Origin of the sequence: Paraburkholderia sp. GAS206C, from assembly GCF_050435645.1 — a bacterium.
GTDB lineage: Bacteria > Pseudomonadota > Gammaproteobacteria > Burkholderiales > Burkholderiaceae > Paraburkholderia > Paraburkholderia phenazinium_B.
In genome coordinates this window covers 676,656-695,699 of record NZ_JBNDKR010000002.1, presented here as the reverse complement: position 1 = coordinate 695,699, position 19,044 = coordinate 676,656, and the positions used below count along the sequence as shown (strand labels likewise).

The 19,044-nt window shown below is 62.8% G+C and carries 18 protein-coding genes; 9 read left to right on the top strand and 9 right to left on the bottom strand.

The annotated features are described in order from the left end of the window. Positions 1-9: 9 nt before the first annotated feature. The 3 genes from yajC to queA all read right to left on the bottom strand — a co-directional run bounded on the left by yajC (position 10) and on the right by queA (position 3,082). Positions 10-333, bottom strand: a complete 324-nt coding sequence (gene yajC / locus P3T20_RS07485) for a preprotein translocase subunit YajC (RefSeq protein ID WP_074262421.1) — start codon at positions 331-333, stop codon at positions 10-12. A 289-nt stretch (positions 334-622) separates the two neighbouring features. After that, the gene (gene tgt, locus P3T20_RS07480) at positions 623-1,858 is read right to left on the bottom strand and encodes a tRNA guanosine(34) transglycosylase Tgt (protein WP_429286574.1); all 1,236 of its coding nucleotides are present in this window, start codon (positions 1,856-1,858) and stop codon (positions 623-625) included. 174 nt (positions 1,859-2,032) lie between these two features. Beyond that, positions 2,033-3,082 carry a tRNA preQ1(34) S-adenosylmethionine ribosyltransferase-isomerase QueA gene (gene queA / locus P3T20_RS07475; RefSeq protein ID WP_429286573.1) on the bottom strand — a complete coding sequence of 350 codons (1,050 nt, stop codon included), beginning with the start codon at positions 3,080-3,082 and terminating at the stop codon, positions 2,033-2,035. A gap of 155 nt (positions 3,083-3,237) precedes the next feature. Here queA and recG point away from each other — a divergent pair, with 155 nt between their 5' ends. The 8 genes from recG to ubiA all read left to right on the top strand — a co-directional run bounded on the left by recG (position 3,238) and on the right by ubiA (position 11,023). Then, entirely contained in the window at positions 3,238-5,529 is a 2,292-nt protein-coding gene (recG, locus tag P3T20_RS07470; RefSeq protein WP_429286572.1) for an ATP-dependent DNA helicase RecG, read from the top strand. A gap of 146 nt (positions 5,530-5,675) precedes the next feature. Further along, positions 5,676-6,635 (top strand): LysR substrate-binding domain-containing protein, encoded by a 960-nt coding sequence (locus P3T20_RS07465; protein WP_074265836.1) that lies wholly within the window; start codon positions 5,676-5,678, stop codon positions 6,633-6,635. 180 nt (positions 6,636-6,815) lie between these two features. Next, positions 6,816-6,953 carry a hypothetical protein gene (locus tag P3T20_RS07460; protein ID WP_167379403.1) on the top strand — a complete coding sequence of 46 codons (138 nt, stop codon included), beginning with the start codon at positions 6,816-6,818 and terminating at the stop codon, positions 6,951-6,953. A 99-nt stretch (positions 6,954-7,052) separates the two neighbouring features. After that, positions 7,053-8,504 (top strand): catalase, encoded by a 1,452-nt coding sequence (locus P3T20_RS07455; protein WP_429286571.1) that lies wholly within the window; start codon positions 7,053-7,055, stop codon positions 8,502-8,504. A 146-nt stretch (positions 8,505-8,650) separates the two neighbouring features. Beyond that, entirely contained in the window at positions 8,651-8,809 is a 159-nt protein-coding gene (locus tag P3T20_RS07450) for a hypothetical protein (RefSeq protein ID WP_429286570.1), read from the top strand. A gap of 67 nt (positions 8,810-8,876) precedes the next feature. Further along, complete coding sequence (dps, locus tag P3T20_RS07445; RefSeq protein ID WP_429286569.1) at positions 8,877-9,362, top strand: DNA starvation/stationary phase protection protein Dps; 486 nt, start codon at positions 8,877-8,879, stop codon at positions 9,360-9,362. A 127-nt stretch (positions 9,363-9,489) separates the two neighbouring features. Continuing rightward, positions 9,490-9,978: a Dps family protein gene (locus P3T20_RS07440; RefSeq protein ID WP_074265833.1), complete on the top strand. Its 489-nt coding sequence runs from the start codon at positions 9,490-9,492 to the stop codon at positions 9,976-9,978. Positions 9,979-10,159: 181 nt separating this feature from the next. Next, positions 10,160-11,023: a 4-hydroxybenzoate octaprenyltransferase gene (ubiA, locus tag P3T20_RS07435; protein ID WP_429286568.1), complete on the top strand. Its 864-nt coding sequence runs from the start codon at positions 10,160-10,162 to the stop codon at positions 11,021-11,023. A 132-nt stretch (positions 11,024-11,155) separates the two neighbouring features. Here the strand turns inward: ubiA and proC are convergent, their stop codons facing one another. The 6 genes from proC to P3T20_RS07405 all read right to left on the bottom strand — a co-directional run bounded on the left by proC (position 11,156) and on the right by P3T20_RS07405 (position 18,282). Continuing rightward, a complete protein-coding gene (gene proC / locus P3T20_RS07430) occupies positions 11,156-11,971 on the bottom strand; it encodes a pyrroline-5-carboxylate reductase (protein WP_429286567.1) in 816 nt (271 codons plus the stop codon). Between the two features lie 16 nt (positions 11,972-11,987). After that, entirely contained in the window at positions 11,988-12,686 is a 699-nt protein-coding gene (locus P3T20_RS07425) for a YggS family pyridoxal phosphate-dependent enzyme (protein WP_429286566.1), read from the bottom strand. Positions 12,687-12,760: 74 nt separating this feature from the next. Next, on the bottom strand, positions 12,761-13,987 hold the full coding sequence (gene glcF / locus P3T20_RS07420) for a glycolate oxidase subunit GlcF (protein ID WP_074265829.1): 1,227 nt from the start codon (positions 13,985-13,987) through the stop codon (positions 12,761-12,763). A gap of 7 nt (positions 13,988-13,994) precedes the next feature. Further along, positions 13,995-15,083 (bottom strand): glycolate oxidase subunit GlcE, encoded by a 1,089-nt coding sequence (glcE, locus tag P3T20_RS07415; RefSeq protein WP_074265828.1) that lies wholly within the window; start codon positions 15,081-15,083, stop codon positions 13,995-13,997. A gap of 188 nt (positions 15,084-15,271) precedes the next feature. Then, positions 15,272-16,765, bottom strand: a complete 1,494-nt coding sequence (locus P3T20_RS07410) for an FAD-linked oxidase C-terminal domain-containing protein (protein WP_429286565.1) — start codon at positions 16,763-16,765, stop codon at positions 15,272-15,274. Between the two features lie 101 nt (positions 16,766-16,866). Continuing rightward, a complete protein-coding gene (locus P3T20_RS07405) occupies positions 16,867-18,282 on the bottom strand; it encodes an FAD-binding oxidoreductase (RefSeq protein WP_429286564.1) in 1,416 nt (471 codons plus the stop codon). 184 nt (positions 18,283-18,466) lie between these two features. On the opposite strand from P3T20_RS07405, the gene P3T20_RS07400 reads away from it, so the two are divergent. Further along, the gene (locus P3T20_RS07400; RefSeq protein ID WP_429286563.1) at positions 18,467-19,021 is read left to right on the top strand and encodes a cob(I)yrinic acid a,c-diamide adenosyltransferase; all 555 of its coding nucleotides are present in this window, start codon (positions 18,467-18,469) and stop codon (positions 19,019-19,021) included. Positions 19,022-19,044 lie beyond the last annotated feature (23 nt).

Here is a 19,044-nt window from a genome sequence, read left to right as displayed (position 1 = left end):
GAGCAGGCCTTACAGCGACTTGATCGTGCCCTTCGGGAGAATCGTCGTGACCGATGCTTTTTGCACGGTGATTTCCGTGCCTTCGGCGATTTCGACGCCGACGTACGCGTCGCTAACCTTGGTCACCTTGCCGACGATGCCACCGTTCGTGACCACTTCATCGCCCTTGGCCATAGCGGCGAGCATGTTGCGATGTTCCTTCTGGCGCTTCATTTGAGGGCGAATCATGATGAAGTACAGCACGCCAAACATCAGGATCAGCGGCAGGAAGCTCATCAGGCTTGATTCTGCACCGCCTGAGCCTTGAGCGAAGGCGTTGGAAAAAAACGACACGTTGGTCTCTCCGTTATAACGAACAAAAAAATCAGCCGATTATTCTACCACCGGCATTTGGTACGACGGCACGGCAAATGAGCTTTCCGATCAAGCTGTTAAAGGCTTCTTTGGGCCGTCGCGAAATGGAATTGTAATGTTCAGGTCTCGCGCCGACGGTTTCTTCGGGGGAATCCGTCGGCGGGCGCTATTGTGCGCCTTCCTTGGGTGCTTGCTTGCGTCCGCATCTTCTTTTTTGAGTTCGGGCGCCGGCAGCGAAATCTTTCAGCGGGGCTTTTGTAGAAACCCTCTAGGCGGCCTGTTCGACACCCCGTGCCCGGTTCTCGTGGAAGCGCTTGCGGAACGCCTCGAACGTCTGCGTCTCGATTGATTCGCGGATCTCGCTCATCAGTTCGAGGTAGTAGTGCAGATTGTGGATCGTGTTGAGCTGCGCGCCAAGAATTTCGCCAACGCGATGCAGATGGTGCAGGTAGCCACGGGTGAAATTCCGGCAGGTATAGCAGCCGCAGGTTTCGTCGAGCGGGCGCAGTGAGTTCTTGTGCGTCGCGTTGCGGATCTTGACGTCGCCGAAGCGGGTGAAGAGCCAGCCGTTGCGCGCGTTGCGGGTCGGCATCACGCAGTCGAACATGTCGACGCCGGCTGCCACGCCCGCTACCAGGTCTTCCGGCGTGCCTACGCCCATCAGATAGTGCGGCTTGTGGGCCGGCAGCTTCGGGCCGATGTGGTTGAGCACGCGCATCATGTCTTCCTTCGGCTCGCCCACCGACAGGCCGCCGATCGCATAGCCATGGAAGTCCATCTCCGCGAGACCTGCCAGCGATTCGTCGCGCAGATCCTCGAACATGCCGCCCTGGACGATCCCGAACAGCGCGTTCGGATTGCCCAGCCCGTTGAATTCGTTGATCGAACGCTGGGCCCAGCGCATCGACATGCGCATCGAGTCGGCTGCGTCCTTGTGCGAAGTCGGGATGTTGTTGGTGGCGTAGGGCGTGCATTCGTCGAACTGCATGACGATGTCCGAGTTCAGCACCTTCTGGATCTGCATCGACACTTCGGGCGACAGAAACAGCTTGTCGCCGTTGATCGGCGAGGCGAACGTGACGCCATCTTCGGTAATCTTGCGCAGATCACCCAGCGAAAATACCTGGAAGCCGCCGGAGTCGGTGAGGATAGGCCGGTTCCAGCCCATGAAGCGGTGCAGGCCGCCGTGCGCGCCGATCGTTTCGAGTCCCGGACGCAGCCACAGGTGGAAGGTGTTGCCGAGGATGATCTGCGCATGCATCTCTTCGAGCTCGCGCGGCTGGACTGCCTTCACGGTGCCGTAGGTGCCGACCGGCATGAAGATCGGTGTTTCGACCACGCCGTGATTGAGCGTCAAGCGGCCGCGGCGCGCCTGGCCGTCGGTATTGAGCAGCTCGAATTTGAGGCCTTTGTCGGGACGTTCGGCGGAGTTGCTGTCGTGATTGGCGCAGCTTGGACAATTGGCGCTCGAGGCGCCGGTATCGTGATTATGACCTTCGGTCATGAGAACTCCTGTGCCACCGGAGAACAGTCCGGCGCATGACATGAACGCCGCCGGGCTAGCCCCGACGGCTGGGTAAAGAAATCAAGGTGCGGCAGACTACCCCGAGCGAGCCGCGCGCGCAACGCTAGCGGACGGCATATTCGCCATGCGGATGCCTAACTACAGGGGCTCAGCTCAGCCGTCTTTGCGCGTGAGCAGCATGGCGTCGCCATAACTGAAGAACCGGTAGCGCTCTTCAATGGCATGCCGGTACGCGGAACGGATCGTCTCGATGCCCGCGAACGCCGACACCAGCATCAACAGCGTTGATTTCGGCAAATGGAAGTTCGTCACCAGCCGGTCGACCACACGAAACCTGTAGCCCGGCGTGATGAAAATATCGGTCTCGGCGGCGGTCGCGGCAAGCGGCTGGCCGGCGGTTTCGGCGTCGCGCGCGGCGGCTTCGAGCGCGCGCATCGACGTCGTGCCTACCGCGATCACCTTGTTGCCGCGAGCTTTGGTCGCGACGATCCGGTCCACCAGCGTTTGCGGCAACTGGTACCACTCGCTGTGCATCTTGTGCTCGGAGATATTCTCCACCCGCACCGGCTGGAATGTGCCGGCGCCGACGTGCAACGTGAGCGTCGCGCGTTCCACGCCGCGCTCGTCGAGCCGCGCCAGCAGCGCGTCATCGAAGTGCAGCCCGGCGGTCGGAGCAGCCACCGCTCCCGGATTTTGTGCGAACACCGTCTGATAACGGGTTTCGTCAGTCGCGTCGGGATCGTGCTCGATATAGGGCGGCAGCGGCAGCCGGCCGAACTGTTCGATCAGCGTCAGGCAGTCTTCGGGAAAGTGCAGGGTGTAGAACGGCTCAACGCGCTCGCCGACGGTCACGTCGAATGCATCCGCCAGACGCAGCGTCGTGCCGGGCGCCGGGCTCTTGCTGGCGCGGACCTGCGCGAGCGCCGTGCGCTCGCCGGTCAGCCGCTCGACCAGCACTTCGATCTTGCCGCCACTGGCCTTTTGGCCGAGGAAGCGCGCCTTCAGGACTTTGGTATCGTTGAACACTAGCAGGTCGCCTGGCGCGATGCATTCAGGCAGCTCCGCGAAGCGGCGGTCGGTGAAACGCGCCGGCGTGGCGAAGCCGTCCACTTCAAGCAGACGGCTCGCGCTGCGCTCTGGCAAGGCGGTTTGCGCGATCAGATCGGGCGGCAGGTCGAAATCGAAATCGGAAAGCGTGAACATGCGGACTGGCTGGAAGCAGGACGTGAACGAAACTGGTTTAGGCCGAAGCCGGTCGGATTAACACCGAAGCCTCGCGGCCTGCGGCTATGATTGCGGGACGCCGCAGCGGCGTTGCGAAACCTTTGAAAGCCGATATTGTACTTGCGAAGCAACCCATGCCTTTGTCCGACCGCCGTTTGCCCTCCGCTACCGACGAAGTGAGCGCCGAGCCGAAGCGCCCCGCCGCTCGTGGCAAGGGGGGCGAACTGCTCAACCCTGGGCCGTCGCAGGAAGCCAGATCGGTGAAGGCGGTCAAAGCGCCTAAAGAGACGAGCGCATCCGGCGAGGCCAAAGCGCCCAAGGGAGCGAAGGCACCCAAGGCGGCAGAGAAGCCCGCTCCGGCGCTTGCCAAAACCGCTGACAAGCTCGCCAAGCTCGGGCTCACGAGCGACATCAATCTGGTCCTGCATCTACCCATGCGCTACGAGGACGAGACCTCGTTGACGCCGATCGCGCACCTGCTGCCGGGTGGCATGGCGCAGACCGAAGGCGTGGTGTTCGATAACGAAATCGCCTATCGCCCGCGCCGCCAGTTGCTGGTCAAACTACGCGACGACACCGGCGACGAACTGGTGCTCCGCTTTCTGAATTTCTATGGCTCGCAGGTCAAGCAGATGGCGATCGGCGCACGCCTGCGGGTGCGTGGCGACGTCCGTGGCGGTTTCTTCGGCATGGAGATGGTGCATCCGGCCGTGCGCGTCGTCGATGAAGACACGCCTTTGCCGCAAGCGCTCACGCCGGTGTATCCGAGCACGGCGGGCGTCAGCCAGGCTTATCTGCGCAAGGCGATCGACAACGCGCTGTCGCGCGCGGCGCTGCCGGAATTGTTGCCCGAGGCCGTCGCCAGGACGTATCTGGATCCGCTCGGCGTGCCGCCACTGATGCAGGCGGTGCGCATGCTGCATCACCCCGGTGTCGACTCGGACGAAACGGCCCTGATGGACGGTACGCATCCGGCCTGGATACGCATCAAGTTCGAGGAACTGCTCGCCCAGCAGATGTCCCTGAAGCGCGCGCACGATGAGCGCCGCACGCGCACGGCGCCTGGCATGCCACGACGAACTGCGGACGATCCAGCCTCACTCGTGGCGCGGCTCCTGAAAGCGCTGCCGTTTTCGCTGACCGGCGCCCAGCAGCGCGTGGGCGGTGAAATCGCACTGGATCTGACGCAGCCACATCCCATGCAACGTCTGCTGCAGGGCGACGTGGGCAGCGGCAAGACCGTCGTCGCCGCGCTTGCCGCCGCGCAGGCCATCGACGCCGGCTATCAGGCCGCCTTGATGGCGCCGACCGAAATCCTCGCCGAACAGCACGCACGCAAGCTGCGCGGCTGGCTGGAGCCGCTCGGCGTGAGCGTCGCGTGGCTGGCCGGCAGTCTGAAAACCAGAGAGAAGCGCGCAGCCATCGAGGCCGCGGCGCTCGGCACCGCGCAACTGGTGATCGGCACGCACGCGATTATTCAGGATGCGGTGGAGTTCGCGCGACTTGGACTCGTGATCGTCGACGAACAGCACCGTTTCGGTGTGGCGCAGCGCCTCGCGTTACGCGCCAAGGCGCGCAACGCAGCGGAAGGCGCCCGCGATTTTCAGCCGCACCAGTTGATGATGTCCGCCACGCCGATTCCGCGCACGCTGGCCATGACCTATTACGCGGACCTCGACGTCTCGACCATCGACGAACTCCCACCCGGCCGCACCCCGATTCTGACGAAGCTCATTTCCGACGCGCGTCGCGAAGAAGTGATTGGCCGCGTGCGCGAGGCGGCGCTGACCGGACGCCAGGTCTACTGGGTCTGTCCGCTGATCGAGGAAAGCGAGACGCTGCAATTGCAGACGGCCGTCGAAACCTATGAAACGCTGGTCGCCGCGCTGCCGGAACTGAACGTCGGCCTCGTGCATGGCCGGCTTGCCCCGGCGGAGAAAGCCGCGGTGATGGACGCTTTCACCCGTAACGAAGTGCAATTGCTGGTCGCGACAACCGTGATCGAAGTGGGCGTAGATGTGCCAAATGCGTCGCTGATGGTGATCGAGCATGCCGAGCGCTTCGGCCTCGCGCAATTGCACCAGTTGCGCGGCCGCGTCGGGCGCGGCAGTGCGGCTTCCGTCTGCGTGCTGCTTTACACCGGACCGCTGTCGATCACCGCCCGCGCCCGTTTGCAGACCATGCGCGAGACGACCGATGGCTTCGAGATCGCCCGCCGCGACCTGGAAATCCGGGGCCCCGGTGAGTTTCTCGGTGCGCGCCAGTCAGGCGCGGCGATGCTGCGCTTTGCCGATCTGGAGCAGGACGGCTGGCTGATCGAACCCGCTCGCGAGGCGGCGGCCCATCTGCTGGAAAAGTATCCGGACGTGGTCACCCAGCACCTGGCGCGCTGGCTCGGGGCGCGTGAGCAATACCTCAAAGCCTGAGCCGGCGTCCGTTTGCGGGTTTTGAACAGCGCGGCGTTACGGTCGGTAACGTTTCCGGGCATTCCCTGTGCTGGGGGAGGTTGGCGAATTGGCCCCATAGGTGTATAACTGAAACCTATCGAATTCATCGCACTGATTGGTCCCCAATGACGCTCACTGAATTGAAATACATCGTCGCGGTTGCCCGCGAGCGGCACTTCGGCCGCGCGGCAGAGGCGTGTTTCGTCAGCCAGCCGACGCTGTCGGTAGCGATCAAGAAGCTCGAAGACGAACTGAATGTGCAGATTTTCGAGCGTGGCACGAGTGAAGTGAGCGTGACGCCGATCGGCGAGCAGATCGTCACCCAGGCGCAGCGCGTCCTCGAACAGACGCTCGCTATCAAGGAGATCGCCAAGCAGGGCAAAGATCCGCTGGTCGGACCGCTGCGCCTCGGCGTTATCTACACGATCGGGCCGTACCTGTTGCCCACACTCGTCAAGCAGATGATCAAACGCGTCCCGCAGATGCCGTTGATGCTGCAGGAGAACTACACGCTCAAGCTGATCGAACTGCTCAAGCAGGGAGAGATCGACGTCGCGATCATGGCGCTGCCGTTCCCCGAAACCGGCTTGATGCTGCGCCCGCTTTACGACGAGCCGTTCGTCGTCGCGCTGCCGTCCGGCCATGCGTGGGAGCATCGCAAGAAAATCGATCCGGACGATCTCAAGCAGGAAACCATGCTGCTGCTCGGCAGCGGCCATTGTTTCCGCGATCACGTGCTGGGCGTGTGCCCTGAGCTGATGCGCTTCTCACAGAACGCTGACGGCATCCAGAAGACTTTCGAAGGCTCGTCGCTCGAGACGATCCGTCATATGGTGGCGAGCGGCGTCGGCATTACCGTTTTGCCGCGCATGTCGGTGCAGGAAGTGAAGCCGCACGCAGGCGGCATCGATTCTGGCCTGCTCAGCTACGTGGCTTTTGACGAACCGGTGCCGGATCGCCGCGTGGTGCTGGCCTGGCGGAAAAGCTTTACCCGCATGCCCGCCATCGACGCGATCTGCGACGCCATCAACGCCTGCGATCTGGCCGGTGTGAGCAAACTCGAACTTCCCGTCGCGGTGAATTGAGCGTTTCAAAGCAGGCCCGGCGCCATCAGGTGCTCCGGGCCTGCCCGTATCAAAGGCCGATAGCGTCGGCCCCTATCGAATAGATAAAATTAATCAAATATAACTTTTCGATAGCATAGGTATAGTTTCCTCCATGGGTCGCCCGATTCCGATCGCGACTAACACGATATGGAGGAAATCATGACGCAGCCCCAAGCGCAGCAGCCCCAGCAAGTTTCCACCCAAAGCGCCACACCGGCGAGCCGCTTCGCCATGTCGGCGAATAGCGTGCGCACCGTCGCAGTCTCGTTGCTGGTCGACCGCGCGCTGAGCGCGTAAGACCTCGTCCGGTCGGGCGAGCTGCGCCGCGAAAAAGACGGCGCGCGGCCCACAGCCCTGTTTCCAGCCGTACAAAAAAACTCTCATCAGGAATACACGATGTCCGAAAGCAAACTTACCTCGGCAGCCGGCGCACCTGTCGCCGACAACCAGAATTCGATGACCGGCGGCGCCCGTGGCCCCGTGGTGTTGCAAGACGTTTGGCTGCTCGAAAAGCTGGCGCACTTCGACCGCGAAGTGATTCCTGAGCGCCGTGTGCATGCGAAAGGCTCGGGCGCGTTCGGCACGCTGAAGGTTACGCACGACATTTCGCGCTTCACGAAGGCGAACGTGTTCTCGCAGGTCGGCAAGGAAACCCCGCTCTTCATGCGCTTTTCGACGGTAGCTGGCGAGCGCGGCGCTGCCGACGCCGAACGCGATGTGCGCGGCTTCTCGATCAAGTTCTACACGGAAGAGGGCAACTGGGACATTGTCGGCAACAACACGCCCGTGTTCTTCATCCGCGATCCGCTCAAGTTTCCGGACTTCATTCACACGCAAAAGCGCGATCCGTACACAAACATGCGCAGCAACGTGGCGGCGTGGGACTTCTGGTCGCGTCATCCGGAATCGTTGCATCAGGTGACGATCCTGATGAGCGATCGCGGTATTCCGCAGAACTACCGTCAGATGCATGGCTTCGGTTCGCACACATTCTCGTTCATCAACGCGAACGATGAGCGCTTCTGGGTGAAGTTCCACTTCAAGTCGATGCAGGGTATCGAGAACTACACCGACGCCGAAGCGGCGCAAGTCGTTGCGCAAGACCGTGAGAGCGCACAGCGCGATCTGATCGATAACATCGATAACGGCAACTTTCCGAAATGGCGTTTCTGCATTCAGGTGATGCCGGAAGCCGATGCGCTCACGTATCGCTACAACCCGTTCGATATCACCAAGGTGTGGCCGTACAAGGACTATCCGCTGATCGATGTCGGCACGATCGAGCTGAACCGCAACGCGCAGAACTACTTTGCCGATGTGGAGCAGGCCGCCTTCACGCCGGCCAACGTGGTGCCGGGCATTGGTTTCTCGCCGGACCGTTTGCTGCAGGGGCGTCTGTTTTCGTACGGCGATACGCAGCGTTACCGGCTCGGGATCAATCACCACCAGATCCCGGTGAACGCGTCACGCGTGCAGCGTCAGCATTCGTTCCATCGCGATGGCGCGATGCGTACTGACGGCAATCTCGGTAGCACAGCGAACTACGAGCCGAATCGCTTCGGCGATTTCGCGCAGGACCGCAACGCGTCCGAACCGCCGCTGGCTGCGGGTGCCGTGGACCGTTACGACCATCGTGAGGACGAGGACTACTACAGCCAGCCGGCTGCACTGTTCCGCCTGTTCGATGCGGCGCAACGCGAACGCTTCTTCGGCAACATCGCGCGCCATATCAATGGCGTGCCGCAGGAGATCCTTGCGCGGCAGCTCGAGCATTTCCGCCGGATCGATCCGGCGTACGCAGAAGGGGTGATCGCGGCGTTGGCGACGCTCAATGAGAAAGCGAAGTAAGCATCAAACGAAGTATCACTGCGCCGGCGAATGAGGCCGGTAAGAGCAGCGGGCTCGGGCAGTCAGGCAGTACCGCCTGGGCCCTATCCGATAATCACGGTGGACGCATGGGCGTCTTGCCAGTTCGAAGTCGAAGGGGAACGGACATGGTTCATATGTTAAGCATCGGCAGCGCATGGCTCGCACGTGACGCACGGATTGTCTTTGGCGGCAACTTCTCGCGCAAGCTGGTTGGCCTTGCCATCCTGACGAGCGGTTACGCGCTGATTGCATCGCACGCGCTGCAACACCTGTCGGGTCACTAGGACTGACTGGCGGAGCGCTGTTGCGCGCACGCAGCTTTACTCCTGAACTTTTTATATGGAGGTTGTCATGTCACTTCATTCCACCCGCAATACGTTGGCCGAAGCGATTCGGCGCAAGTCTGTCGATCTGCTTAGTCAGTCGCTCGTCACCGCGATTGACGTGCAACGGCAGGCTAAGCAGGCACACTGGAACGTGAAGGGTCCGAATTTCATCGCGCTGCATCTGCTGTTCGACGAGGTTCACACCGCCGCTATCGAGTGGGCCGATCTGAGCGCCGAGCGCCTGGTTGCACTTGGTGGTACGGCCGATGGCCGGGTCGAACACGTGGCCGATAAAACGCAGCTCGAGTCGTATCCGCTGGAGTTGACGGATGGCGCCGACCACGTTCGCCAACTCTCGGCGGCGCTGGCGAAATACGGGCAGCAGACCGTAGCAGCGATCAACGAGTCAGGTGACGCTGGAGACCCGTCGACCTCCGATCTGTTCACGGAAATTTCGCGCGCAGTCGATGATTACCTGTGGAAGGTCGAAGCCCACAACTACGCAAAGTAGCGCGAGCAAGGTGCATAGGGTCTGCACATTTGTACGATAAACTGGCGGACGTTCGCAGATTCATGGTTAGCGCGTGAGCGCGCCATGCTCTGCCTGCTGTTTCGTATCACTCTTTACAGGAGTCGTCATGGCCAAAAAAGAAACCGTACAACACATCAATATCGGCATTAGCGACAAGGATCGCAAGAAGATCGCGGACGGCCTGTCGCATCTGCTGGCGGACACGTACACGCTGTACCTGAAGACCCACAACTTTCACTGGAACGTCACGGGTCCGATGTTCAACACGCTGCACCTCATGTTCGAGACGCAGTACACCGAACTGGCGCTGGCTGTCGATCTGATCGCTGAGCGGATCCGTGCGCTGGGCGTGCATGCGCCGGGCAGCTACAAGGAATTCGCGAAGCTGTCGTCGATTCCGGAAGCGGATGGCGTGCCGGCAGCGGAAGAGATGATCCGTCAGCTGGTGGAAGGCCAGGAAGCCGTGGTGCGTACCGCGCGCGGGATTTTCCCGGCAACTGAAGCGGCCAACGACGAACCGACTGCCGACCTGCTGACGCAGCGCATGCAGACGCACGAAAAGACCGCGTGGATGCTGCGCGCGATGCTGGCGTAAGCGGTCAGCGTATCTGAAGTACCGGGCCTCCCCGAATCGCATTCGTGGGAGGCTTTGTTTTTTGTGGCCCGGATACACAAGGGCATTGGGACGCACTGGCTCACGGCGGCGGCGTTCTGCGGCTTCCCTCGCGCACATACCTTAAAATGTCGTCACTGCCCGCACTTGACGACGCCCGCCCATGTTCGCCCGACTCCCTTTGTATCTGCGCCTCGTCCGCATGGACAAGCCAATCGGCAGCCTGCTGCTGCTGTGGCCGACGCTCAACGCGCTGTGGATCGCGTCGGACGGGCACCCGCCGATGTCGCTGCTGGCGATTTTCGCGCTCGGCACGGTGTTGATGCGCTCGGCTGGCTGCGCGATCAATGATTACGCGGACCGCGATTTCGACCGCTATGTGAAGCGTACCGAGAACCGTCCCATCACCTCGGGCAAGATCAAGGCGTGGGAGGCCATCGTGCTCGCGGTTGTGCTCGCGCTCCTGTCGTTTCTTCTGATCTTGCCGCTCAATACGCTGACCAAGGAACTGTCGGTGGCGGCGCTGTTCGTCGCGGGTTCGTATCCGTTCACCAAGCGTTTCTTCGCGATCCCGCAGGCGTATCTGGGCATTGCGTTCGGCTTCGGCATTCCGATGGCGTTTGCCGCCGTGCAGGATCACGTACCGATGCTTGCCTGGCTGATGCTGCTGGCCAATGTGTTCTGGTCGGTGGCGTATGACACCGAATACGCGATGGTCGACCGCGACGACGACATCAAGATCGGCATCCGCACTTCGGCGCTGACCTTCGGCCGCTACGACGTTTTCGCGATCATGCTGTGCTATGCGCTGACGCTCGGGATTTATATCCGGATTGGTCTCACGCTCGGTTTTGGCTGGTTGTACTGGCTCGGCTGGGTGGCTGCCGCGGGCTGCGCCGTCTACCACTACACGCTGATTCGCGACCGTGACCGCATGGCGTGCTTTGCCGCCTTCCGTCATAACAACTGGCTGGGCGGGGCGCTGTTCGCGGGGATTGCCGCACACTACGCCGCGGCCTCGTTCTGAGCGCTCTCCACTTGGCGCTTCACCGCGCCAACGCACGCCGAAGGGGACTTCCTGCGGCGCGAAGGACCTGCGGCGCCGCAGTGTTTTCGTAAGAACCCGGCGCGGGTCGGCGCGGCCAGCAGCAACGCCGCTTTATTGCTTGCCGAACTCGTCGCCCATTTCCTTGGCGCGTGCATCGGCCGCCAGCACGCCGCGCACAATCGCTTCCTTGATCCCACTTGCCTCAAACGAAACGAGCGCCGCTGCAGTGGTGCCGCCTTTTGACGTCACCCGTTCGCGCAACACGCTGGGCGGCTCGTCTGACTGGGCCGCCAGTTGCGCCGCGCCGGTGAACGTCGCAACAGCCAGCGCGCGGCCTTGCGCTTCGTCCATGCCGAGCTGGCGCGCGGCTTCCTGCAGCGCTTCGATGAAGTAGAACACGTAGGCCGGGCCGCTGCCCGAGATGGCGGTTACGGCGTCGATCTTCGCTTCATCGTCGAACCAGACGGTCTGGCCCACGGCGCCTAACACTTGAGTCGCCAGTTCACGATCCGCAGCGTCGACGCTGCCAGTCGCCGAAAGACCTGCCACACCCATGCCGATCAGCGCCGGCGTATTGGGCATCACACGCACAATGCGTTGATGGCCGTTGAGCCAGCGCGACATATCGGCGGTGCGAATCCCCGCAGCGATGCTGATGACCACCTGCGTCGCGCCCAGATGCGGCGCCAGTCCTTCCGCTACGACTTTGAGAACCTGCGGCTTTACGGCTAGCACGATCGCGTCGAACGGCGCGAGCGCGGCATCTGCGGCTGCGCCCGTGCGAATACCGAATTGCTGCTCGTTGCGCTTGCGCGCTTCTTCGTTGGGGTCGATCGCGTAAAGGTCGGCCGGCGCGACGCCGTGCCTGATCAGACCGCCGATGATTGCAGCGGCCATATTGCCGCCGCCGATGAAGGCAATTTTCATGATGTTCCGGGATGGTTCAGTGAGAGTAGTCGCGGGCGCCGAAAATCGCGGTACCGACGCGCACGATCGTTGCACCCTCGAGCACTGCGGCTTCGAGATCGCTCGACATGCCCATCGACAGCGTGTCCAGTTCGAGCCCATCGGCGCGTAGCTGCTCGAAGAGTTCACGCAACTGCCGATGCGGTACCCGCTGAGCGTCGATGGTTTCGGAGGGCTCGGGAATCGACATCAGACCGCGCAGGCGCAGTTGCGGCAGCGCGGCGATAGCGTGTGCGGTTTCTGCAGCTTCCGCCGGTGTCACGCCGGCCTTCGACGCTTCGCCGCTCACGTTCACCTGCAGACATACGTTCAGCGGCGGCAAATAGGCAGGGCGTTGTTCAGCGAGCCGTTGCGCAATTTTCAGGCGATCGACCGAATGCACCCAATCGAAATTTTCCGCAACCGGGCGCGTCTTGTTCGATTGCAGCGGCCCGATGAAATGCCATTCGAGTGAAGCGCGCAGATTGGCCAGCGTTTCGATTTTCGTCAACGCTTCCTGCACATAGTTCTCGCCAAACGCATGCTGTCCGGCCGCATGTGCGGCGCGGACATCTTCGGCGGGAAACGTTTTCGAAACCGCGAGCAGGGTGACCGAGCGCGGGTCGCGTGAGGCGAGTTGCGCGGCGAGAGCAATGCGCTGCTGAACCGCGGCGAGGTTGTGGTCGAGATCGGGCATGAGAAGACGTCAGAAGAAATCTGCGCAGAGACGATGTACCCGATTATACGGACCCGCGCTCCCCACTTTGCCCTTCACGCGTACAGCATATGCTCGACCAGTTCGATCCAGTGCGCCACCGGCGTCGATGTGCCGCTTTGCAGATGGGCGATACAGCCGACGTTGGCCGATACGATCACCTGTGGCTCCTGAGCCTGCAGCTTTTCCAGTTTCTGGTCGCGCAGCGCGTACGATAGCGCAGGCTGCGTCAACGAATACGTGCCGGCCGAGCCGCAGCATAGATGGCTGTCGGCCGGCAGGCGCACTTCGATGCCGAGCGCAGTAAGGAGGTGTTCGACCTTGCCGCGCAACTGCTGACCGTGCTGCAGGGTGCAGGGCGGGTGGAACGCTACGGTATGCACGGAGCGGCGGCGCGTCACCGCGACCAGCGCTTCCTCGAACTCAGGCAGAACTTCGGAGATATCACGCGTCATTTCCGTGATGCGCTGTGCTTTCCCGGCATACGCCGGATCGTCGCGCAGCAGATGTCCGTATTCCTTGACGGTCGCGCCGCAGCCGGAGGCGTTCATCACGATGGCCTCCGCGCCTTCTTCGACATGCGGCCACCAGGCGTCGATATTGGCGCGGATATCGTCGAGTGCTTCGTCGTTGTAGCCGAGATGCAGACGGATCGCGCCGCAGCAGCCGGCTTCCGGGGCCACGATCGTCTCTACACCGAGCGCATCCAGCACGCGTGCCGTGGCGATGTTGACGTTCGGCATCATCGATGGCTGTACGCATCCTGCGAGCATCAGCATCTTGCGCGCGTGCTTCCTCGCCGGCCATTCGAGCGGCCGCTGGCGCGCCGGCACCTTGTCGCGCAGCTTCTTGGGCAGGAACGCGCGCACGTGCTGGCCGAGCCGCATGGCCGGCGTGAACAGTGCGCTATTCGGCACGACGCTCGCCAGCACGCGCCGCAACATCCGTTGACCGAAGGGCCGCGTCACCTTTTCTTCCGTGATCTTGCGGCCGATTTCCACCAGCCGTCCATACTGCACGCCCGACGGGCAAGTGGTCTCGCAGTTGCGGCAGGTCAGACAGCGGTCCAGATGCGTTTGCGTACTACGGGTCACCTCCGCGCCTTCGACCATCTGCTTGATCAGATAGATGCGTCCGCGCGGGCCGTCGAGCTCGTCGCCGAGCAACTGGTAGGTGGGGCAGGTGGCCGTGCAGAAACCGCAATGCACGCACTTGCGCAGGATCGATTCTGCTTCGATGCCGTCAGCGGTGTCGCGAATGAAGTCGGCGAGGTTGGTTTGCATCGCGCGCTCAGAAGTCGGGGTACAGCCGGCCGCGATTGAAAATGCGGGCTGGGTCGAAAGCGGCCTTCAGGCCACGGTGGATTTTCATTAACGGTGCGGGCAGTGGTGTGAACACTCCGGCGCTGCGGTCATAGTTTTGCCCGGTGCGGAAAATCGTTGCGTGGCCACCGGCCTGTTTGGCGCTGATGCGCACGGTTTGCGCGTCGGTGTCGGTAATCCACCAGCGCTGGCCGCCGCCCCATTCCATCAGCTGGGCGCCGGGTAGTTGCAGCGGCTCTGTAATGGATGGCAGCGCGAGGCGCCAGAGCGCAGCCTTCGGCGCGATGGCCGCGAAGAAGGGATCCGTTTGCTCACGCAGTCCAGCCCAGAAACGTTCGGCCTCGACCGCGTCGACGACTTCGCCGCCGAGCGCCGAGCGCGCCGATTTGACCGCCGCTTCGGCGCCGCCGAGGCGCACGGCGAGCGTGCCGTGGCGCCAGGCGCTGGCCGTAATCGGCAAGGGGCGGCCGCCCCACTCATTGAGCTTGCGGACCGCGTCGGTGCCGTTCATGTCGAACTTGAGGGTGGCTTCGGCCTGCTGCAGCGGCAGCACCTTGATCGACAGCTCGAGGATCAGTCCAAGCGTGCCGAGTGAGCCAGCCAGCAGCCGCGACACATCGTAGCCGGCCACGTTCTTCACCACCTGGCCGCCAAAGTGCAGCACCTGGCCCTGACCGTTCATGATGACCGCGCCGAGCACGAAGTCGCGCGGCGCGCCTGTCGATGGACGGCGCGGCCCGGCGATTCCGGCCGCAATGCAGCCGCCGAGGGTGGCGCTAGGGCCAAAATGGGGTGGTTCGAAGGGAAGCATCTGGGCGTGGTCGGCCAGCGCGGCCTCGATCTCTAGCAACGGCGTGCCGGCACGCGCCGTGATGACCAGTTCGGCCGGATCATAAGAAATGATGCCGCGATGCGCACGCGTGTCGAGGATGTCTCCCTCCAGCGTCTGCCCGTACCAGTCCTTGGTGCCACCGCCGCGAATGCGTAGCGGTCGGCCTTCGGCGGTGGCCGAACGGATACGTTCGGACCATGCGGCGACGGTGTCGTCCTCTTCCATGTTGTCCTGCGTCGTTGTGTTTTGCTCGATTGTACCGGTCGGGGACTGACTGACAACCCGGAGCGGACCCCTAGCGGGTTGTCCGGAGGCTGGGGCCGGAATGGCGAACGGGGCGGCCTGCGGGGAACGCGTGTCCGCTCGCCGCGCCTTCCACGCTTGCCGATGCCACCCGCCGTCTGTCGGAAGCCTTAGAACCGCGGCAGGTCTGGATGCGGCAGTAACCCGCCGCGAACGTGCATCTTGCCGTATTCGGCGCAGCGCGCCCGCGTCGGGATACCTTTGTCGGGGTTCAGCAAGCCGGGCGGATCGAAAGCCCGCTTGACCGCATGGAACGCATCGCGCTCTTCGGGCGAGAACTGCACGCACATCGAATTGATCTTTTCGATGCCCACGCCATGCTCACCCGTCACGGTCCCGCCCAGTTCGACGCAGGTTTCGAGGATGTCGCTGCCGAACGCTTCGGCCCGGTGCCACTCGTCCATATCGTTGCCGTTGAACAGGATCAGCGGGTGCATGTTGCCGTCGCCGGCATGGAAAACGTTCATGCAGCGCAACTGATACTTCTTTTCCATTGCTTCGATGCGTGCGAGCAGCGGTCCGATACTGCGGCGCGGCACGGTGCCGTCCATGCAGTAGTAATCGGGTGAGATGCGGCCCGCGGCCGGGAACGCATTCTTGCGTCCGGACCAGAAGCGCAGGCGTTCCTGCTCGGAGCGGGAGATCTGGATGCGCGTCGCGCCCTGTTCGCGCAACACCGCCGTCATTCGGACGATTTCGTCGGCCACTTCTTCAGGCGTGCCGTCCGATTCGCATAGGAGAATCGCCGCAGCGTCCAGATCGTATCCGGCCTTGACGAACTCCTCGACGGCGCGCGTCGCGGGTTTGTCCATCATTTCCAGTCCGGCCGGAATGATGCCCGCCGCAATGATGCCGGCGACTGCATCTCCGCCTTTCACCACGTCGTCGAAACTCGCCATGATGACCTGCGCGGTCTGCGGCTTGGGGATCAGCTTGACGGTGATTTCGGTGACGATGGCGAACATGCCTTCGCTGCCGATCATTACAGCCAGCAGGTCGAGGCCCGGCGCATCGGGGGCGAGCGAGCCGAACTCGATCACTTCGCCTTCCATCGTAACGGCCCGCACGCGCAGCACGTTGTGCACGGTGAGGCCGTACTTGAGGCAATGGACCCCGCCGGAATTTTCCGAGACGTTGCCGCCGATCGTGCATGCGATCTGCGAGGACGGATCGGGCGCGTAGTAAAGGCCGTAGGGCGCGGCTGCCTCGGAGATTGCAAGATTGCGCACGCCCGGCTGGACGGTCGCGGTGCGCGCGTACGAGTCTACTTCCACGATCTTGCGGAAGCGCGCCAGCGATACCACCACACCGTGACGGATCGGCATCGCGCCGCCCGACAGCCCCGTGCCCGCGCCGCGCGGGACGATGGGCAGGTCGAGCCGATGGCAGATCTGCACGATTCGCTGCACTTGCGATTCGGTTTCCGGCAACGCGACGGCGAGCGGTAGCCGGCGGTATGCCGCGAGGCCGTCGCACTCGTAGGCGACGGTGTCTTCCTCGCGGTACAGCAGGCAATGGGTCGGCAGCACGGCCATCAGTGCCTGCACAACCTCGCGTTGGCGCTGCGCGAGCACTTCAGCCGACAGCTCGGCGGGTGCATTCATGGTTCCTCTCCTCGTACTCCGGTGCGCCGGGCGCGCGGCTTTGCCGCGCGAGGTATGACAAGTGCCAGCAGGGGCGGCCTATAGGGTGATCTATCGATGCCCTAAGCGGCCCACGCGAAAATCTTGCCGGGATTCATGAGGTTACGCGGGTCGAGCGCATGCTTGATCGAACGCATGGTATCGACGGCGACCTCACCGTGTTCTTCCAGCAGGAAGCCCATCTTGTGCAAACCGACCCCGTGTTCGCCCGTGCAGGTGCCGTCCATGCGCAACGCGCGCTGCACGATGCGCTGGTTGAGCCGCTCGGCTTCCGCTAGCTCTTCGGGCTTGTTCGGGTCGATCAGGATCGCGACGTGGAAATTGCCGTCGCCCACATGACCGACGATCGGGCAGGGCAGCGGCGAGGCCAACAGGTCCTGCTCCGTTTCGACCACGCATTCCGCGAGCCGCGAGATTGGCACGCAAACGTCAGTGGTGACCGCGCGGCAGCCGGGCTTCAGTTGCAACATTGCGAAGTAGGCGTTGTGCCGGGCGTTCCAGAGACGGCTGCGGTCTTCCGGACGGGTGGCCCATTCGAAGCCTTCTCCGGCGTTTTGCGCGGTGATTTCCTGCACCGTTTCCGCCTGTTCCTTCACGCCGGATTCGGTGCCGTGGAATTCGAAGAAGAGCGTGGGCGCCTCGCGCAGCGTGAGATTCGAATGGCGGTTGATCGAACGGATGGCGAGCGAATCCACGAATTCCACGCGTGCAATCGGCACACCCATCTGGATGGTCTCGATGACGGCGCGCACGGCGTCGCCCATCGAAGGAAACGTGCACACCGCCGCCGAGACGGCTTCCGGTTGCGGATAAAGCCGCAAGGTAATTTCGGTGATGACGCCGAGCGTGCCCTCCGAGCCGACAAAGAGGCGCGTCAGGTCGTACCCCGCCGACGACTTCCGTGCCCGTGTACCGGTCTTGATGACGCGGCCGTCAGCCAGCACCACGGTGAGGCCGAGCACGTTCTCGCGCATCGTGCCGTAGCGCACGGCGTTCGTACCCGAGGCGCGCGTTGCCGACATACCGCCGATACTGGCATCCGCGCCGGGATCGATCGGGAAAAACAGACCCGTGTCGCGAAGCGCTTCGTTGAGCTGCTTGCGTGAGATGCCCGGCTCGACGGTGACGGTAAGGTCTTCCGCGTTGATCGATAGGACCTTGTTCATTTCCGACAGATCGATCGACACGCCGCCCTGTACCGCCAGCAGATGCCCTTCCAGCGACGAACCGTTGCCGTAAGGAATGATCGGCACGTCGTGCTGCCCGCATAATCTGACAATGGCCTGCACCTCTTCCGTATTGCGCGCGAAAACCACGGCGTCAGGCAATTGCGGATCGAACGGCGATTCGTCGCGGCCATGATGGGCGCGCACGGCTTCGGCAATCGAAACCCGCTCGCCAAAGACAGATTTAAGCGAAGTGAGGAGTTCAGCGGGGAAGGGGCGGCGCAAGGGTGCCGGCGGCGCGGGATGATTCACAAGTGTCTCCTGAAGACGGGCTTGGCGTCTGTAGCTTCTGATTCATTTTACGCCGAACACCGGGCTTTACGCCGAACCGCGGCACCTCGCCGGCTGGCCGAACCTATAATGGCCGCGATATCGGGATCGGCATCGGGCAGGCCGCCACGCGGATGCATCCCACACTGAAAGGACGGCACATATCATGGGTCACCGTTTGAGCAAGATTGCCACCCGGACGGGCGACGACGGCACCACGGGTCTCGGCGACGGCCGCCGTGTCCGCAAGGACGAGGCGCGGATCACAGCCATTGGCGAAGTGGACGAACTGAACTCGAATCTCGGCGTGTTGCTGTGCGAAAACCTGCCTGAGAACGTGCGCCTGGCGCTGACCGCCATCCAGCACGACCTGTTCGACCTAGGCGGCGAACTTTGCATTCCGGGCCACACGATCATCACGGACAAGCATTTGGCCCAGCTCGATGGCTGGCTTGATGACTACAACGCGACATTACCGCCGCTGAAGGAATTCATCTTGCCTGGCGGCTCGCGTTCAGCGGCGCTTGCGCATGTGTGCCGAACGGTGTGCCGCCGGGCCGAACGCGCCATCGTGGCGCTTGGCCAGAGCGAGGCAATTAATGCCGCGCCTCGTCAATACGTGAACCGCCTGTCCGATCTGCTGTTTGTGCTGGCGCGCGTGTTGAATCGCGTGGATGGCGGCAGCGATGTGCTCTGGCAGCACGAGCGCGGCGCGAAGTAAGCAGCCTAGGCGCAGCGATAAAG

Bases quoted from the DNA above. Each gene is read 5' to 3' on its own strand.
- tgt (WP_429286574.1), bottom strand. From the start codon at position 1,858: ATGACCGAAGGTCATAATCACGATACCGGCGCCTCGAGCGCCAATTGT.
- queA (WP_429286573.1), bottom strand. From the start codon at position 3,082: ATGTTCACGCTTTCCGATTTCGATTTCGACCTGCCGCCCGATCTGATC.
- recG (WP_429286572.1), top strand. From the start codon at position 3,238: ATGCCTTTGTCCGACCGCCGTTTGCCCTCCGCTACCGACGAAGTGAGC.
- P3T20_RS07465 (WP_074265836.1), top strand. From the start codon at position 5,676: ATGACGCTCACTGAATTGAAATACATCGTCGCGGTTGCCCGCGAGCGG.
- P3T20_RS07460 (WP_167379403.1), top strand. From the start codon at position 6,816: ATGACGCAGCCCCAAGCGCAGCAGCCCCAGCAAGTTTCCACCCAAAGC.
- P3T20_RS07455 (WP_429286571.1), top strand. From the start codon at position 7,053: ATGTCCGAAAGCAAACTTACCTCGGCAGCCGGCGCACCTGTCGCCGAC.
- P3T20_RS07450 (WP_429286570.1), top strand. From the start codon at position 8,651: ATGGTTCATATGTTAAGCATCGGCAGCGCATGGCTCGCACGTGACGCA.
- dps (WP_429286569.1), top strand. From the start codon at position 8,877: ATGTCACTTCATTCCACCCGCAATACGTTGGCCGAAGCGATTCGGCGC.
- P3T20_RS07440 (WP_074265833.1), top strand. From the start codon at position 9,490: ATGGCCAAAAAAGAAACCGTACAACACATCAATATCGGCATTAGCGAC.
- ubiA (WP_429286568.1), top strand. From the start codon at position 10,160: ATGTTCGCCCGACTCCCTTTGTATCTGCGCCTCGTCCGCATGGACAAG.
- proC (WP_429286567.1), bottom strand. From the start codon at position 11,971: ATGAAAATTGCCTTCATCGGCGGCGGCAATATGGCCGCTGCAATCATC.
- P3T20_RS07425 (WP_429286566.1), bottom strand. From the start codon at position 12,686: ATGCCCGATCTCGACCACAACCTCGCCGCGGTTCAGCAGCGCATTGCT.
- glcF (WP_074265829.1), bottom strand. From the start codon at position 13,987: ATGCAAACCAACCTCGCCGACTTCATTCGCGACACCGCTGACGGCATC.
- glcE (WP_074265828.1), bottom strand. From the start codon at position 15,083: ATGGAAGAGGACGACACCGTCGCCGCATGGTCCGAACGTATCCGTTCG.
- P3T20_RS07410 (WP_429286565.1), bottom strand. From the start codon at position 16,765: ATGAATGCACCCGCCGAGCTGTCGGCTGAAGTGCTCGCGCAGCGCCAA.
- P3T20_RS07400 (WP_429286563.1), top strand. From the start codon at position 18,467: ATGGGTCACCGTTTGAGCAAGATTGCCACCCGGACGGGCGACGACGGC.